The organism is Membranihabitans maritimus, assembly GCF_021729145.1.
Lineage (GTDB): Bacteria > Bacteroidota > Bacteroidia > Chitinophagales > Saprospiraceae > Membranihabitans > Membranihabitans maritimus.
The window spans coordinates 17,766-34,716 of record NZ_JAJSLW010000011.1 but is presented as its reverse complement, the minus strand read 5'-3'; the positions used below and the strand labels follow the sequence as shown (position 1 = coordinate 34,716).

Annotated in this window: 9 protein-coding genes and 1 tRNA gene; 1 reads left to right on the top strand and 9 read right to left on the bottom strand. The window is 40.8% G+C overall.

The annotated features are described in order from the left end of the window. Position 1: 1 nt before the first annotated feature. The 9 genes from pglZ to LVD47_RS14065 all read right to left on the bottom strand — a co-directional run bounded on the left by pglZ (position 2) and on the right by LVD47_RS14065 (position 15,705). Positions 2 to 2,497, bottom strand: coding sequence for a BREX-1 system phosphatase PglZ type A (pglZ, locus tag LVD47_RS14100; protein WP_236977674.1), 2,496 nt, complete (start codon positions 2,495 to 2,497; stop codon positions 2 to 4). A 9-nt stretch (positions 2,498 to 2,506) separates the two neighbouring features. Next, positions 2,507 to 5,644 (bottom strand): sacsin N-terminal ATP-binding-like domain-containing protein, encoded by a 3,138-nt coding sequence (locus tag LVD47_RS14095; RefSeq protein WP_236977660.1) that lies wholly within the window; start codon positions 5,642 to 5,644, stop codon positions 2,507 to 2,509. Then, the gene (gene pglX, locus LVD47_RS14090) at positions 5,644 to 9,258 is read right to left on the bottom strand and encodes a BREX-1 system adenine-specific DNA-methyltransferase PglX (RefSeq protein WP_236977658.1); all 3,615 of its coding nucleotides are present in this window, start codon (positions 9,256 to 9,258) and stop codon (positions 5,644 to 5,646) included. The genes LVD47_RS14095 and pglX overlap by 1 nt, the downstream gene beginning before the upstream one ends. Before the next feature lie 17 nt (positions 9,259 to 9,275). Beyond that, complete coding sequence (locus LVD47_RS14085) at positions 9,276 to 9,632, bottom strand: four helix bundle protein (RefSeq protein WP_236977650.1); 357 nt, start codon at positions 9,630 to 9,632, stop codon at positions 9,276 to 9,278. A 78-nt stretch (positions 9,633 to 9,710) separates the two neighbouring features. After that, complete coding sequence (gene brxC / locus LVD47_RS14080) at positions 9,711 to 13,190, bottom strand: BREX system P-loop protein BrxC (RefSeq protein ID WP_236977640.1); 3,480 nt, start codon at positions 13,188 to 13,190, stop codon at positions 9,711 to 9,713. After that, complete coding sequence (locus LVD47_RS14075) at positions 13,187 to 13,774, bottom strand: DUF1788 domain-containing protein (protein WP_236977632.1); 588 nt, start codon at positions 13,772 to 13,774, stop codon at positions 13,187 to 13,189. The genes brxC and LVD47_RS14075 overlap by 4 nt, the downstream gene beginning before the upstream one ends. Further along, positions 13,771 to 14,394 (bottom strand): DUF1819 family protein, encoded by a 624-nt coding sequence (locus LVD47_RS14070; RefSeq protein ID WP_236977630.1) that lies wholly within the window; start codon positions 14,392 to 14,394, stop codon positions 13,771 to 13,773. Before LVD47_RS14070 ends, LVD47_RS14075 begins: the two co-directional genes overlap by 4 nt. Further along, positions 14,384 to 14,575 carry a helix-turn-helix transcriptional regulator gene (locus tag LVD47_RS24110; RefSeq protein ID WP_369427805.1) on the bottom strand — a complete coding sequence of 64 codons (192 nt, stop codon included), beginning with the start codon at positions 14,573 to 14,575 and terminating at the stop codon, positions 14,384 to 14,386. Before LVD47_RS24110 ends, LVD47_RS14070 begins: the two co-directional genes overlap by 11 nt. Before the next feature lie 1,053 nt (positions 14,576 to 15,628). Then, positions 15,629 to 15,705, bottom strand: a tRNA-Asp gene (locus LVD47_RS14065). 208 nt (positions 15,706 to 15,913) lie between these two features. On the opposite strand from LVD47_RS14065, the gene LVD47_RS14060 reads away from it, so the two are divergent. After that, positions 15,914 to 16,906 (top strand): acetyl-CoA carboxylase carboxyltransferase subunit alpha, encoded by a 993-nt coding sequence (locus LVD47_RS14060; protein WP_236977628.1) that lies wholly within the window; start codon positions 15,914 to 15,916, stop codon positions 16,904 to 16,906. The last annotated feature ends 45 nt before the right edge of the window (positions 16,907 to 16,951 follow it).

The following is a 16,951-nucleotide window of genomic DNA, read 5'->3' as shown; positions in this document are numbered from 1 at the left end:
TTTAAAAATCGTCAAAGTCATTAGTGAATGAAATGTTCAGGGTGTACAAGTACGATTCGTACTCTTTCCACTTTGAAGTACCTTCAACCGGTTCCTCCAGAATCAGCGAAACCCGTTGATTCTTGTACTTCCCGCTTGCTTGCGAACTCAACTGAAACCGGTGCTTGACTTCACGTTGTCGCTCACTACCCTCAGTAGCATTAAAGTTATAGTTGAAGATATCGGATAGAGTCTCGCCATCTTCTGCCTTAATAAATGCTCTTAGTTGGCGAGGCTGTACTTTCTCAGTGACCAGTTCTTTTTGCAGGAAGGAAACAGCCAATATATTGGTGGTAATCTTGTCCGTGGATTTGATAATATCCACATCCACCTGGGTGGTGGTATCTTCTCGCTTCTTGGAAACTTTGAGCAGGGGTACTACAATCTCTTGAAGCGAAGCCCCTCCATGTACATATCTTGATCCAGCTCCTTTTATCCGGAGTCTATTGATGCCCTTGGTGATCAATACATCAACATCTTCAGTCAACCCAAGCTGAGAGCCATTAAACTTCTTCAGTGCATTTGCCGCTTCCAAATTCCTTCCCAGTATGAACCGACGATTCGTTTTCCAGACCTCACCTTTTACATCAACTGATGCAAACTCACTTTCTTCAAGTGTTTCATGTTGATAGATATATCCATGATCAGCAGTAATGAAAATGTTATTACCGTTCACATTGGCGATCTTACGGAGCAGTTCTTTGAGAAATGCAATTTCTTCGTCTACAGCTTCGAAGACCTTATCCTCGGAAGTTTTATCGTCACCGGTTTTATCAATGCGGTTATGGTAGATGTAAATCAGGTCGTACTGCTTGACAAAGGATCGACCTTCTGTCGAAGCGTTCATTTTCATGAAGTCCTCTGCATTGATGGCAACCGCTCGTACACCTGAATTCGTTTCCAGGACTTTGGTTCTTCCTTGCAGACCGACGGTGGATATGCCATCTGCCAGCACTGCACAATCACCAGGATGAATATTAAGCTGCTGATGAGGAAGCAATGCTGCCATTCCCAACTGGGTGTAGGAAGGCAATCCCGTGATCATATAATCTATATCTGCCTCATAACGCTTTTCAGTCTGAATGTCCTGACAAAGTTCCCATCCATTCTCATAGCGCAATGCATCAGAGATGACCACAAATAGTCTTTGAGGTTTATTGGTGAAACTTTTGACATGATTTTGGAAAAAGCGGTTTTGAGCCTTCTGTGAGTTTTGAATCCACGCATCCATGTCATTGACACGATCCTGGAGTTTGTTATTCAATGCCAACAACCAATCATTCGAATATACCTTCAGGACTTTCTCCATTAGCGGCTGGAGTACCCGATTCCTTCCGGTTTGACGATAATGGTAGATGGACTTTCGATAGTAGTAATCGATCAGATACAAATCCTTGGCATAAAGCATAGCGGCTTCTTCCACCGAGCTTATCTTTTGTGATACTGCTTTACTGACTTTGTCAAACATATTGGCTGACAGCAACAGACATTCGTAAAAGTCCTTGAATTCAGAATACCAGTATTTATTCTCACGTGTCTTGGTGTAGGAGGCAAGCTTATCCAGACTAAACTCCTGGTCGACTACGCGGTGGACCAATTCATGGATGATCCTCAGATCAATGATTTTAAATAAGTCGTCCTGGAGAACTGACTCCAGGGGAGCATCCTGTAACTTGGATTCAATTTGTAAATCATCAGCCAGCTTATCTGAAAGCCTGCGGAAGGCATCCTGGTAGGATATAGCGTCCTTCCACAAGGACAATAATATTTTGGTTTCCTTGATCGATCTGCCCTCATTGGTAGGGCTAAAATTCCTTGAAAAAACATCCATCAGGAAATCATAGATCGCTGGTTGATCATTGTGGTAATCAAACTTTCTCCTGACTGTCCTCCAGAACAGGTCACTTAGATTGAATCGCTCCAGTTCTCTCTCAACCTTGGAGTTTCCGTCGATATAAGCATTAGCATAAGCCTGGATATAAGCCTCCAGATTTGGATAGTCCGTATTGAAAACAACTGCCATCAGCTTATACTCTAAATCCCTTTCGGAATCCCCTTCGGCAATGAGTTCTTTCAGTTTAGCTCGTCGTTCCTTATTCTGGAAAAATTCTATATGAGATCGTACAAACTCTTTGAGATAATAGTCCAAACCCAATTCCTGTAGGAACATCGCCTCCTGGTCAGTGTGAAACTCTTTATATGCCAGTTGTAGGTCCAGGAGCCAATTTTGATCGTGTGGTTTTTCACCCTCTGGAAAATAGAGCAGAAACTTTGTCCTGGGAAATCCACGAAGGATGGTGTACTTTACTTGAAATTCATTGCTATTCACCTCAATTTTCTCTATGTCATTCAATGCAATAGCCTCGTATTGCTCACGCAACTTTTCCTCATCGTCGTACCAGAAAACGACCCGATGATTCAGAAAGATTTTATGTAGGGATTCTTCGATTCTTTTCATTATGGTTTTTTAATAATCAAGATTGTCTTCCAGGATAACTTTTAAATCAACAATTTGTGCCCTGGTAAACCATAAGACGCATTTTACATCTAACTCGACAGATATTTCCAAATCATCCTGAATATCTTCTTCATTTTCTTTTATTATTAGTTCTTTAATTGCCCATGCCAAATCTTCCAACTTCCTCTCATCTTGTTTTATGTATAATTTATACTTCGCTGCGCAATTTGGACATAGAGCCACGTATTGTTTGAAGTACTCCTTTGGCAACCTCTTTCTGTCTAAAATCTCAACAGCTTCAAAATAATACTCTCCATTGTATTTGAATGGCATTACTTCATGGCACAATTGGCATATCATTTCACCCACTGAATTTGTATTCAGTTGCTTCAAATACTGTTTTCTTTCCTCATTAGTTGAATTATCACGGGTAACTTTAGCTTTCGGTGAGTACGATTTATTAGGAGACTGCTTATACCCTTGTCTTGTTTCTTTTCGTGCAGACTGTATGTTTGTTGGGTCTGAAACAGGTCTTTCAGGATTATCTTTAATCCATGACTTTCTCATGTCTTCAGGAGACACTCCTCTCTCTCTTGCCTCATTTCGTAGCTTATTCCAATCATTCATTTCCTCAGCCGAGGAGTAACCTCTCTTTTGTGCAATTTCATCATCATCTTCATTGTGACTGAGGGAACTATCGAAACCGATAACCTCGAGCCAACCATTACTATTGTCAAATTCAAAGTCGCCATGAAGTGTAGACTCGGTCACAAATCTTGGCTCTTTAAACTCTCCTGATTTGGTTGGCATCCATGATAGAGTTGATAGTATGTGTACGAGCTGAGAAGGTGCGGTTTTTATGGACCATTCCTGATTAGGCCTAAATTGAGCGGTCAATACTTCTGGATCTGCTTTTCTAACTGTCTCATATACTAATTTTGCCAGGTTCACTTCTCTGGCCTCAAGGATATCTGACAAATGCTCAATCTTGTAATCCCTGTCAATTTTCGTGTCGGTCTCGCGACTCCCATAAAAAGACCTTAGGTTATCTCGTTGCGGATTTCCGGAAGTTGATGTCTTTCGTATAACCAGCTCGAATTGTACGCCTAGAGATCGTAGAAACGATTCAAAAATATCGCTGTAAATGTCTGCGTAGATGGGACATAATATACCCTTGTCATCTATCTCATCCACATCAGATTTATACAAATCATTCAATCCGGTATGAGTATATGGCTCATCGATATATATATTGGCTGGTGACTCAAGTCTATCTCCCTCGGATATGAGAAGAAAGTGGAATCCATTGAAAATACTCGTATCGCTAGTTTCCAGAAAGTAATTGGAGAACCTTCCGAGATCTTTTAAGTGCTCCTTGATCCAAAGCTCATCTATTTCATGTTCAGTACCTCTGGAGTATTTTTCATCAAGTAGGATTCTTAATTCATCCTCTTCATCGATCTCTGTAACACCCAAGGCCTCCAGACTATCTCGAATTTGTAATTTGATTTCTTCATTCTCATGCTGAATTATGAAATCCGCGACACATCCTGTATAGCCTTCTTTGGGGAACTTGCAATTTGATATGCTTTGAGTCGTTAAGCCTTCAACATTCTGAATAACGATGATATGGCTGTCCTTAAAAGGAACAGAAGAAACCCTCGTTCTGTAGTTGTATCGTAGTTCAATATTCCCATTATTACAAGCCTCGGCAAGATCCATATAAAACCTCTGCAACCAACTAGGATCTTTTCGGAGCAGCCATTTACAATTCTTTTTGAATTGGGCAATTTCATCCTCATCAACATACCATGAAGATCCTGGCTCAGAAAATCCCTCTTCCAGCAAATCTGCGAGGTCATCCCATCCCCAATATTGAATATCCAATGATCGAATGAACCGGGCCGCTCTTGAATTTGAAGGTGGATTCTTAAGCCACTTAAGGCTAACTTCTTTTACAAGGAACGAAAGATCTTCATTGGAGAAGAGTTGCTTTAGTTTGCTGGGGCCAGTAACTCCGGACCCTGCCGAGACATAAGTGCCATCCTCGGCAGGCAGGAATTCGTAATCTTGAAACAACTTTATTATCCTTGTTCTAATGGGCTCATAAAACGAGGGTAGATCATCGGAATCATTTGGCAGGGAATTGAGGACTTTTATCGAAAGAAAACCCTTGGCCTTAAGTGTACCAAGAATTTCAGGCCACATTTCTTCAACGAGCTTCAGAAGATACAGATTGAAGGGGTCATCATGTGCTATACTCTCCCTGGAAGGGTTGGTCCTAAATGGGCCATTTATTATGAATTTCAGATGGGTCTCCTGAATGGTACTAAAAAGTACATACAAAAAACTCGGACCAGGGATAATTTGGGAATCCTCATTCAAGTAGAATGCTACTTCCACAGGTTTAAACTGTTGCTCGCCACTTTCTTGTTCCCACTTAACAGCTTTAGAGAAAGCTAGAAACCTGCTTTCAGCTCCTCTCAAGTCATCGGTAATGCTAGAAATTCTATAGTTCTCGAATATTTGGTCCTCTCTCGAATAAAAGCTCTTCTTTTCTTGTGTTTCCCACTCAACAATTTGGAGATTCCTTGTAAATAATATTGTTTTCTTGTCAAGGTCTTTTAGTCTTTCAGCAATCTTGTGATAAGCCTCTTTGGCTGATAAGTGCGTTTCGACAAAGTCTGGTTTGAACTCTTCATGATTAAAGGGAAGAATAATGTAAGTCCGTTCTGGCTGCCTGTTTTGGATGCCTGCGTAAGGCCTTAGCTTATATAGATCATAAATCTGGAATTGCTCTTCACCTGATAATACAATTGGTGTAGCGGTAAATGCGAAGACAGATTTGAAGCCGATGCCAAATCTGCCGGTTTTTACTAAATCATCAGCACTGGTGCTTTTACCAAAATAAGTTATGGCTTTAACGTTCTCCTCTTTGAAAGGGACGCCATTATGTTCAATGATCAGTTGATTGGGTTCCAGCTTGAAGGAAATCTCAGTGGCTCCATAATCGTCGGCATTTTGTAATATTTCAAAGATGAAATGCGTAGAGTCAGAGTACATATTTACTTGACTCTTTCTGGATTTGGTGTCTAACCCAAGTTGCTTGACATTAAAGTCTGATATTGCCGAGTAATTCGTAGCCATTACTTAATTGTTGTTACATCAATCCAATCAAAATTCCGCACTTTCTCCTTCGCTTTCTTGTCATTCAGCCCTTTCACTTCCTTCACCGCTTTTCCAAACTTGTTGTAGTTCACCAGGACACCATCATCCAGGTCGATGGATATACGCTCCGTGGCTAAAGGGTACAATATCTCCCGCTCGTATTCCTCACAGTCCAGGATCATTTTCTCCAGATTATCAATCTGCTTGGTCGCCTGGTTTTGCTCTCGGGTGTTGCCTGACACCAGGATCCGCTCGTAATGTGACTTCTGCGATTGTAGCTTTTGTATGAACTCCCGGAGATAGTTATTTAGGATGTTATTAAGGGTATCCGGTGTGTACCGGTGCATATAGATCAGGACATTGAAGGATCCCTTGGGAGAAGAGAACATCCAATAGATCGGTCGCTTCTTGTATCGCTTGAGGTGATCATTGTAGAAATCTTTAACAAAGTATTTGCGAATGTCTTTGCCCAATGCTTCCTCAACGAAGGCGAGGTTTTTCTGAAAGTCTCGCTCATCGTAGGTGACCCTCAGGAATTCGTAAAACCGCCCTACGATATCATCTTCAAACCACTCGTCGTCCAAGACTGGTATGATGGCATCGTCATCGGGCAGGAAGGATACATCAGATGCCGATTTACCTGCATTGGTCAAATAATCTTCCAAGGACTCTCCTTGATTAGCAAGGATCAAGCCTTCCTTGTCCAGAGAGTAGCGACCAAACATGCAGCCTACTGAGTAACTGACAAACTGCGCCATGATTTCTTCTTTATCAAAGGGCAGCTCGGGATATGCATTTTGCTGGGGCAATTTCCATTCACCATCCACCAACTGCCATCCACTTTGGTACTGACTGGAAAGTTCTTTCAGCTTTTTCTGGTCAAGTTCCTGCTGGAGAATGGTGATGTCTTCTAATGGCACATCCGGGGTCAATTCATCCTGCAAGCCGTAGATATCAATAAATTGTCGGTTGAGCTCTTCTTCGTTAAGGTGGAGTTGGTGGAATTTGTTTTTCCAGTATTGACGGTAGAGGTCATAGGTTTCTTCGAGGTCTTGGGCTTTGTGGCGAGAGAGTTCATTTTTTTGAAAGTCCCAGGAGGTTTCTCGAGAGTCCCATTCCTGCTTCGCTACTTTAATTAGTTGGTCATTAACTATTTCGTGAATGTTTGTATCAAATAGCCCTTCAATAATAGGTATTTTGTTAAAATCTCCTGCTTGAAAAGCAAGAGTAGGGTTTTTTATATTATTAAATTCATGAATAAATTTACTATTTAACAAGGCGAGGCAAATACTTTGATTCTTAGGGGTTTCAAAAAAAGCACAAGTTCCGGTGCCATCAAATAAAAAACCATAACCATTGTTCCTTACTGAGAACCTACCTAATAGTGCAAAGGTTAGACTAGGCTTAAAAATATAATCTAAGTTAAAATTATGCGCCCAGATTCTATTTCCACTTGGATGAAGAGTGTTTTGAATTTCATGTCCATCATTTGACCAATCTACTATGTAATTATTGTTGCCGTACCATTTTCTAAAACTACCACCTTTACAATATGGGAACCATCTTTTTCTAGAGATAAGTGCCTGTTGCCTTGACTCAATATTGAAGCCCATATTGTAAAAGGATGTTTCATGCCATAACCGTACAAATTTATTGTTGTTACCAGTAGCTAATCCCATTCTTGCAACTCCTATAGAATGCATTGGAATAGAATTTTCAAATACAGAATATACCTCATTCTTAACCCAGTAGGAAATCGGACTCCCCGGCACCTTCTCAAAGTCTTTTTGTTTGGCGTTGTAGATCCAGCCGCAATCAGGATTTTCAGCAGCTTCGAGGGTTTTGGTGCATTTCAATTCTGAATTATCGTAGTCCACCAATCTTATGTAGGATCCTTGATCCTCAATTTCAGCATTGATAAAAGTAAAGGATGCATTCTGGACCACCTCGCCGCCTATCTCTGGGAATGTTCGAGGGCCCAAATGAAGTAGTGTATCAAAGAATATGTTGTCGATTAACTTTTCCCGGAGCTTTTCATAGCTGCTTAAAAACATCCAGGAATGCTGATTAATCATACCCAGAAATCCATTTGGCAATAATGCGTTTATCCCACACTCCATAAATGCTGCCATCAAATCCGACTTGCTGTCTGGATAGTTCGTCTTCACAAAATCAGATAATACCTTATTCATATTTCCTCCACCCATATACGGTGGGTTATCGACTACACAGTGGAACTTCATACTCAACAATCCAATCTGTCGAAGGACAGATAACACTTTTGAATGCGTCCGTGCCAGGAAAAAATCTGACGAAGGCAGCTGCTTTTCGATGATGGGGACATTCCGCGTATGAGTCTGAATGAGTGATCCGAGATTGGTCGCTTGTTCAAAGAGCTGGATATCAGCTTTCAGATCCTGGCTGAATAAGTCCATATTCATTTGCTTCAGGTAATTCTCCAGTTCATTGGGCTCAAACATTACATCTTCAAAGCAAAGAATATTGGGCTGGATCTCTTTTCGGAAAAGGCGACGGTAATATCCCCGTGCTTTCATCAGCAAGGAAAAACCTGCCAGTTGAGCTGCCCGTTCATCGATCTCAAAACCGTAGAGATTCTTCTCTATGATCAGTTTAGGGATGTCGCTTGGGTTATATCCTTCCTCTTCATAGATCTTGGTCAGCAACTCAAAAGCATACACCAGAATGTGTCCACTTCCGCATGCCTGATCCAACAATTTGATCTCTTCTACTGAGTCCACATGCAGATAATCATTCGCGTTCAAAGACGCTGACTCAATGAAGTAAGGCATGTGTTCCATAAGTTGTGATTGAGGTTTGTTCTGAAGCCATAATTTGCCAAGAGTATTCTGTACCATATACTCCACAATCCAGCGAGGTGTAAACAGTTGGGTAGCGGCAGGTATATCCTCCTTTTTCACCTTTCCTTTGGAGGCGAATACCTCGTCCTTCTTCTCTGAGATATAGAATTGATACAACCATCCGATGATCTCCACTTCTTGGCAGTCGTCCGGAGTCATGCCCTGCACGATATCATTGACTATTGAAAATTCACTGGTTAGGTCATCTGGCAAGAGCAATTCTGTATAGTCATTGATCCGCTCAAACAAGAAAGGGAATTGCCGATGAAGTGCATTACAGGCAGCCACCAGTAATACCCGGAAGGCTTCATTCTGTGGATTGTTACTGGGTATCCTGCCATCCAGAATATCCAGCACTTTCTGTTTGTCTATGGATATATCTTCTGGAAAATGCCCTTGTTTAGCTTCATCCAATATCTGGGGCAGGGTATATCCATCTTTTGGCGAAACGATGCGTATGCCCGAAGGCTGATAATCATTGGCATCCATAAACCGTAGAGCCATCAACCGATTGAACCAGGTGTAGGCGACCTTATCAATGAGTTGCTGCTTCCCTATTCGATTCAATTCGTCCTTTAGATTATTGACTTGTGTAGCCTTCTCCCTCAGTTCTGCTGTATCATGGGTAAGTACATACTCCAGTTTGGCTCCTACTTGTTGTAGCAGTTTCCGACGGGCTTCCTGGGCGAATTTTTTGAGTTGGTTGGTGTTCATAATTTAGGGATTAGCTGTTAGGTTTTAGGGGTTAGCTTGGATTTGAAGGCGTTCATCATTTTTTGGAGTTGATTTATCTCATCTATGATTTCATCAATTTTGCTATTCCCAAAATTTTGTGATTTGGCGATTAAAAGTTGTGTTTCTAGTTCAAAGGCTGAGCCTATTGCTATTTCTACGAATCGTCCTAGATCTTTATTGGAGTTTCTTGAACATCCTTCAGCAATATTGGAGGGAATGGATACAGCCGATCTTCTGATCTGAGAGATCAATGCATATTTCTCCTCAGCGGGAAATGACTTTGTTACTTTATATATTTCGTTTGCCATTTTGAAGCTTCTTTTCCATATTTTTAATTCTTTAAAGTTTCTCATTTAGTAGCTTTTAGTTATAAGCTTTTAGCTATTAGGAGGGTTGAATTTAGCTAATGGCTAATCCCTAACAGCTTTGAGCTATAAGGTTATTCTTCTGTTCTGATCAATATGTCGCACCATTTCCTCTTTAAGTTTCTGGATGTAAGCATCAATTTCTTCCACCGTCTTAAGTTCTTTTTTATTGAACATTATCTTCACCATGTTTACAGGTATGTATTCGATCTTTTCTTCTGGATTCACCAGCCGTTGATAGACCGTTTTTTGCTCTGCAACGATTCCAGGGATCTGTGTCTCATACTGACGGATGGTTGAGATATATCGTTGACCTTTCACTTTAGCAACAAGATCATCAAGCGGCGTCACGATCTTTTGCTGTTGGTTTACCTCAAGAGATGTGAATCCGTCCTGATCCTCCAATAGTTTCCTGGAAGCCATGACTGCTGCCAGGGTTTTATCCTTTTCCTCCTGGATCTTATCGGTCACTTTCCTCGATAAGGCATCCAACCGTTCCTTAGCATCCCTAATGAGATTGCCTTTGTATGGTTCTGGATGATTCCTGATGGATTTCAGGGCTTCGATTTCGCTATGATCTACATATTCAAAGTTGGACTGATCCCCGTTGAGAAAGACATTGATCTTATCAAAGATCTTCTTCTGTTCCCCATTCCAGAATTTACGAATCGGATCCAGGACATCTTCTTTCAAATCGAGAAGCTCATCTTCAAAATCACTTACCTGAGTAATCAGAACCCCGTATTCCAGTCCGCTTAGTTTATCGAGTTTATCGGCAATAGGTGATAGCTGTTCCATAAAAGGATAAGAAGATTTATTCCCCACCAATTGGTGTAGCTCACGGGATTCCGTTTTAGCCCGTTCCTTGAATTTTATGGCAACATCCCGAGCTTCGCTGACTGGGCAGGCTTCATCGAAAAGGTCCTGATACACCTCTTTGAGTTTTCTCACCAATCGTTGATCAAAATCTACCTGTGGATCCAGTAGTGTATTGCTGAAGGTTCTATTATTTAAAAGGTTGGCTAGGAAGTCCTCATCTGATAAGAGGTTTGAGTCCTGACGAGCCTCGATCTTACCTCGCTTATACAACCGAGCAGCCATATATAAAATGGCATTCATGTACCACCCATAAGGTTTCTTTGTGAAGTGATCACGCAGATCCGAAACTGAAGTGCGCTCCGATTGTTTTTTTCGACGCATGATCAGGTTGTACACTTCAGACTCTGCTTCACTCATGGTCTGGTCATCCGAACCAAAAAGATCATCCTGTCGGGACCGGATAACATTCTTAATCATATCCTCATTGTACTGGACACTGCCCAACATCCTGAGATTAGAGTATGCCAGTTTGATCAGATCCTGAAAAGCATTGATCACTTTGGTTTTGCCATCAGCGGTATGACCTACATCATGTTTGGACCCATTCATGTATACAGCGGACTGTCCGAGTAATTGCCTCACCTGGTTGACCAATTGTCGCTTTCGCTGAACATTTTGTTGCTGTTTTTCGAAAATAATTCGACTCAGTATCTGATTATTAGTAGATGATATGTTTTGCTTGTAGTACTTCTCCGTTTTGAGATACAACCGCACATCCTGAAGCAGACGATCCGATTCCGGCAGTACAAATAATGCCATCGTATTGTAGCCCATCGTATGCGCCTTATAAAACTCTTGCCGACCGTACTGATCTGAATTAGGAGTCAGGATCTCCAGAATCAGCTCTTTATCTCTTCCAACGGTAGCACCATCTATTTTTTTGGTAAACTCATAATCCTGCTTATTATCCATGAACCGGATTCGGTTGTCACCGATCACCGAGTCAAAGATGATCTCATTGAAAAATTGAGTGATCTGCTGGCTATCAATAACAGTAGCCTTGATCTCATTCTCAACATCCTTCTCATCGTCCGTAAGGTATTCGTACACATCACCATTGCGTTGGATATAGGTTTGATTCTCTAATAGGTTCAGGGCTTCCTGAACAGCCTTTTCATGTTCCTTGAGGTTGGTATTCGATGAGGTGAGCAACAGCACAGAGATGTTCCGTGCAGTGGTCTTGAAGTTTGAATAATACTTAACCAGGAATAGTACTTTCAATACCCTGATTGCCAGTTCATCTGTGATGTTACGTTCGGCAAGTGTAATTGCATTCTGGATCTCTCCACGTATGGTAGATCTCAACCCTTCGAACATCTTATCAAAACTGACCATCGTATTGGTGTCCTCCGACTCAATGCTCTTCAGCACCTCCTGAAATACACCCAGCATGGACCGTTCACCAATGGAAGCGTGCTTACCCTGGAAAGCATTGTGCTTGGATAATGCCCGTATACTTTGCTGGAAGAGATCAAACTGATAAGGGATAAATGGATACTTACTTACATAGTCTTTTTCATCTTGATACTGCCGGAATTGTACGCCAGCTTCCGAAAATGAAAGAATGGTACTCAGGTTGGCATGATTCTCCTTCCATTTATCTGAAAGCAAGGTTGTAGCCTCTCCGGTTTTAGCCAACAATCGTTTCTCAATGACCTCGTCCACATTGGCTGAAGTCAGGGGAATACGAATTTTAAACCTGCCCTGAATCTTCGAGAAATCATCTGAGTAAACTGCTGAATTATCTCCCACAATTGCTTCCAGATCCTCCTGGGCAGTAGCAAAAATCCACGCCTGACCCTTACATTTTGTGGATAAGGTTTCAGCAATGGTCTGAAGATTAAGCATCAATTTGGTATTGCCGCTAATGAACTGACCTACCTCGTCTATGAAGAAGTTGAGCCTAAATCCAGGCGCTTTAGTCTTGATGTATTTTGAAACTTTATCCCCGAAGTCTTCAACAGATATTCGATTATCCTTTCTCAAGGTTTCCAGGATATCGAGATACTTTTCTGGTGAATCATTATGGATCTGAGCCAAAGCATTCGCTATGGCTTCTTTGGTTTTTGGAGCAAAATATTTTCGTCTCCCTACTGTCCAGTGTTCGCCTGCATTTTCTTCATACAACTCCATGAATTGACCGTAAACCCCTTCATTATCCAACCATCGCTCAAACTCGGCAACATGACGTTGAGCGCCAAAGTATCCAAGATGGTCATTGAATACTTTATAGAATACATTCAGGATCGCATCCTCATCAGCTTTCGAGGTGATCTGAGCTTGTTGATCGATATTGAACAAGATTGATTCGGATGGGATCTTCGTTGACTTATCCACATCCCCTTTCAACATTTCGTCATCCTCTATCTTGGATGAGAATATATCCCCCAGCTTGGAGCCATTGTATTCTTTGTTCTCAAGCACATAAGATAGAATCTTCAGTAAATGGGATTTACCCGAGCCGAAGAAGCCTGAGATCCAGACACCATTCGCCGCTCCCGGATTCAAGTAGTTGCTGAACAAATCGTCCTTATTAAGCTTTTTGACGATCTCTTTCGTAACTACATATTCCTCAACCTCGGTCAATACATGCTCCTGATCATCCGCTTTAATGACGGTTTCAATGGGTCGGTTTACATCTTTAAGGAATAGCTTGTTAATCTTCATATCTTATAGTTGTCGAGGTTAAATGCACGGTAGTAATTATCATCCTTGAGTTTCCCGAATAGCTCCAGAGATTGACCATTATAGATGCCTGGAAAGAACATCACTGTAGGAGCTTCCTTCGCCACATTCTGTAGGTTGTTAAGGATGTTGTGGGATCGAATAAAGGGGTATACATTGCCTACTCCGGTTATGAAATAGACTCTGGCATTGTTTGCATCAATGATGCTTTTGATTGTGGGCATGACCACTTCCTTGATATCCAGGACAGACTGGAGTGCATTTTTGAATTCAGTCTTGTCAATCTGTATTTCCAGTTCGAAAATCTCTCCCTTTCCGAGTTGCTCATCAAGGATGTTCATACATATATCATATAGATTGAGTTCCAGAACTTGAATACCCTTGGTTTCGAGTTTATTCTTCAGTCCTTTTATGGCTTTGACAATATCCAGTTCCTGCTCTGGATTATAAGTGGAGATAAAAAAGGGTATCTCGCCTCCTAAGGCTTCCATGTCCAGAAATTTTTCCATCTGGATAACCGTCAGCAAGTGCTTGAACTTCTCCGCTATGTCTTCAATCGGCATCATACCCTTTGTAATTTTATATCATGGTCTGTCATCAGAAATATTTTTAAAAGGTTAGCATCATCTTCAAGCAGCACATCCATGACACGTTGATTGACAAACTGAGGTAGAATGATCTTATCCTTAGTATTGTCGATCAGTCCAGCTTGTTCAAGGATTCTCCAGGTCACCTGTTTAGCTTTTTTTGATGTAGAATCAGAGAATTGCTCTAACTCAGGGTGCAACTCCATCTTACGATTCAGGAAGGATTGATAATCACCATCTGTTAGCTTGAAATCCAGCGAGATGAACTTCTCTCTCACCGCTTCAATGATGAAGTCTTTAATAAATGGATGTGCCTTGCATAGTCCGATCATTGCGAGTTGTCGTTGCCCATTGGGGTCAAGATCAACGATTAACCTCCTCTGCTCTGTGGTTAGCATTCGATAACGCTTGATCATTTCCTGGAACTCACGTTTGCTGGTCCGCTTGTTTGATCTGCGCATGATCTCTTCTGGATCGAGAACAGTAGCATCTGGATCGAAGTCATGATCAGCCATATAGTTCGCCAGCCGCATGAAGTCATGATATTTCATAGACGCACCGGTGAAGGCAAAATCATATTTAACTTGTTCATTTACCATAATGCTTTGATAGTTCCTCCACAGACATACCAAGGATGTCGCATAGCTTTTTCATATGGATCATGTTCGGTGAGGATTTTTGTTGAACCCAGTTGGATATGGTCACCTCACTAACACCCACCTTTTCAGCCAACCACTTCTGCTTGATGCCCTTTGATTTCAGGATTTCTTTCAGCAACACTTTAATTTTTATTAAAGAAGATCTGAAGATAAATCAAAATAAAACCAGGAACAAGGAATTACATGGGATTTATTTCAAAATAGTAAAAATGTGTGTATAACGATTAAAACCTGCTTGAACCTTATTCGGTTCTGATATGTAATATTGGCTGAAAACGATGTTTACATAAAAAATTTCAGAATGTGATAATCTTTTACAGACTGTAAGACTTCCTCTCTGTAAAGGATATTTTTTTCTTATCCCTCCCCTAATTAAATCGTAACTAGTGATTGAAGAGTCACAAGTCCGTTCATATTACGAGGATATAAAATAACACCTATTGGCTTCCCTAGTCTTTCCATTTGCAAATCATTTTTATAATTCTTTCATATTAATCCTATGTAAAACAGGCAGTCTTTTCTTAATCATCTTATTCCTAATTAATGTTGCTTCTTACAAATAATAATGTCCCATATTATTGACTAATCCAGTTCCTAGACAAGCCTCTACTAACCCGCTAACCCTTTGTGCTTATATTTATACCTGAACTTTTTTGGATAAATGCTTCATCTCCACCCATGCTGTTTTAGAAGCAGAAGAACGACAACAAAATGCTGCTAATTTTGACCTTCCAAATACCTGAAAATAGAGACCATTTCCAAAAAGGTAGTTTTCGTTAGTACCGAATTTGATTTGATTTGAGGTTCCCTTTTTAAGTCTCTCTCGTTTCGTCCGCTAACGGCTACTCAGCTTCACTGCAATCAAATGATCATAGGTTAGCTGAATTGCAAATGCCTTGATTTTTTAATCCGATCTAATCGAATTTTATAGCCAACGACTGATTGAACTTCGAGTAAAATTCTGAGGAAATTCCAGCTTCAGTTAAAAAACCAACCAGATATACGATCATACCCGATCATTTTCCATTTTTCAATATTTCGAAATGCTTGTTTATGGATTTAGAATGAACACCAATAATTGAAGTAGTTGAAACGTTGTCAACCCCTCTACACCCACCCCTAAAAACAAAAAACCCTTGCAATTCATTGAACTACAAGGGATTGTGATATATATTGGCGGTCCGGACGGGACTCGAACCCGCGACCTCCTGCGTGACAGGCAGGCATTCTAACCAACTGAACTACCGGACCAATAACATTCTATAATATTTAAACCTCTTTTGGATTATCTCAGATAAAAAGCACCAATTAAAGTCTCTCTATATCCAAGCGAATGCAAATGTATAATACTAATTTATATTGGCAAAAATAATCTTCAAATTTTTGAAAAAAATTTAGTGAATTAAAGATTACTCATAAATCGTTTAGTAACTTCGCATCACACTAAAGCCGACAACATATGGTTTTTTTAGAATTTGAAAAGCCCCTGGAAAGTCTTTATGAGCAATTAGACAAGATTGTTGAAGTAGGAAAAGAAGGCGATATCAATGTAGAGCCAATGGTAAAAAAGCTCGAAAAAAAGATAAAAAAAACACAAAAAGAAATATATCAAAACCTCAGTGGATGGCAAAGGGTTCAATTATCAAGACATCCAAATAGACCCCACACCCTTTTTTATATTAATCATATTTGTGAAGATTTTATAGAACTGCATGGTGACCGATATTACAAGGATGATAAAGCTATTGTAGGAGGTCTGGGAAAAATTAACGGCCAAACATTTGTAATAATTGGGCACGAGAAAGGAGCTAATACGAAAATGCGGCAATACCGTAATTTTGGCATGGCCAATCCAGAAGGATACCGCAAATCTCTCCGATTGATGAAAATGGCTGAAAAATTCGGATTTCCTATTTTGTGCATGATTGACACCATGGGCGCCAATCCGGGTATTGAAGCGGAAGAAAGGGGGCAAGCAGAAGCCATTGCTCACAATATGTATGAAATGGCAAAGCTCAAAACGCCAATTATGTGCTATATCATTGGAGAAGGCGCTAGCGGCGGTGCCATCGGAATCGGTGTGGGCGACCGCGTATTTATGTTTGAAAACACCTGGTACTCAGTTATCTCACCGGAATCCTGTTCCCAGATATTATGGCGAAGCTGGGACTATAAAGAACAGGCTGCAGAGGCATTGAAACTTACCCCTGACCACATGTATTCTTTCAAACTCATTGACGGCATTCTCAAAGAACCACTGGGTGGAGCCCATACTTTCCCCGAAGAAACTGCAGACCTATTCAAAGAACACGTCCTTTCTGAATACAACAAAATAAAGGATATAACTATCACAGACCTTATCCGGCAAAGAATCGACAAGTATAGTTCGATGGGAGAGTACGAATTGGTACCAGCGTCGTCTAAAAAGGGAAAAAAGAAAGAAAAAGATTGATTCGAATTTTAGGTACTTGAAAATGGTATTCCTATTTTTGCATCT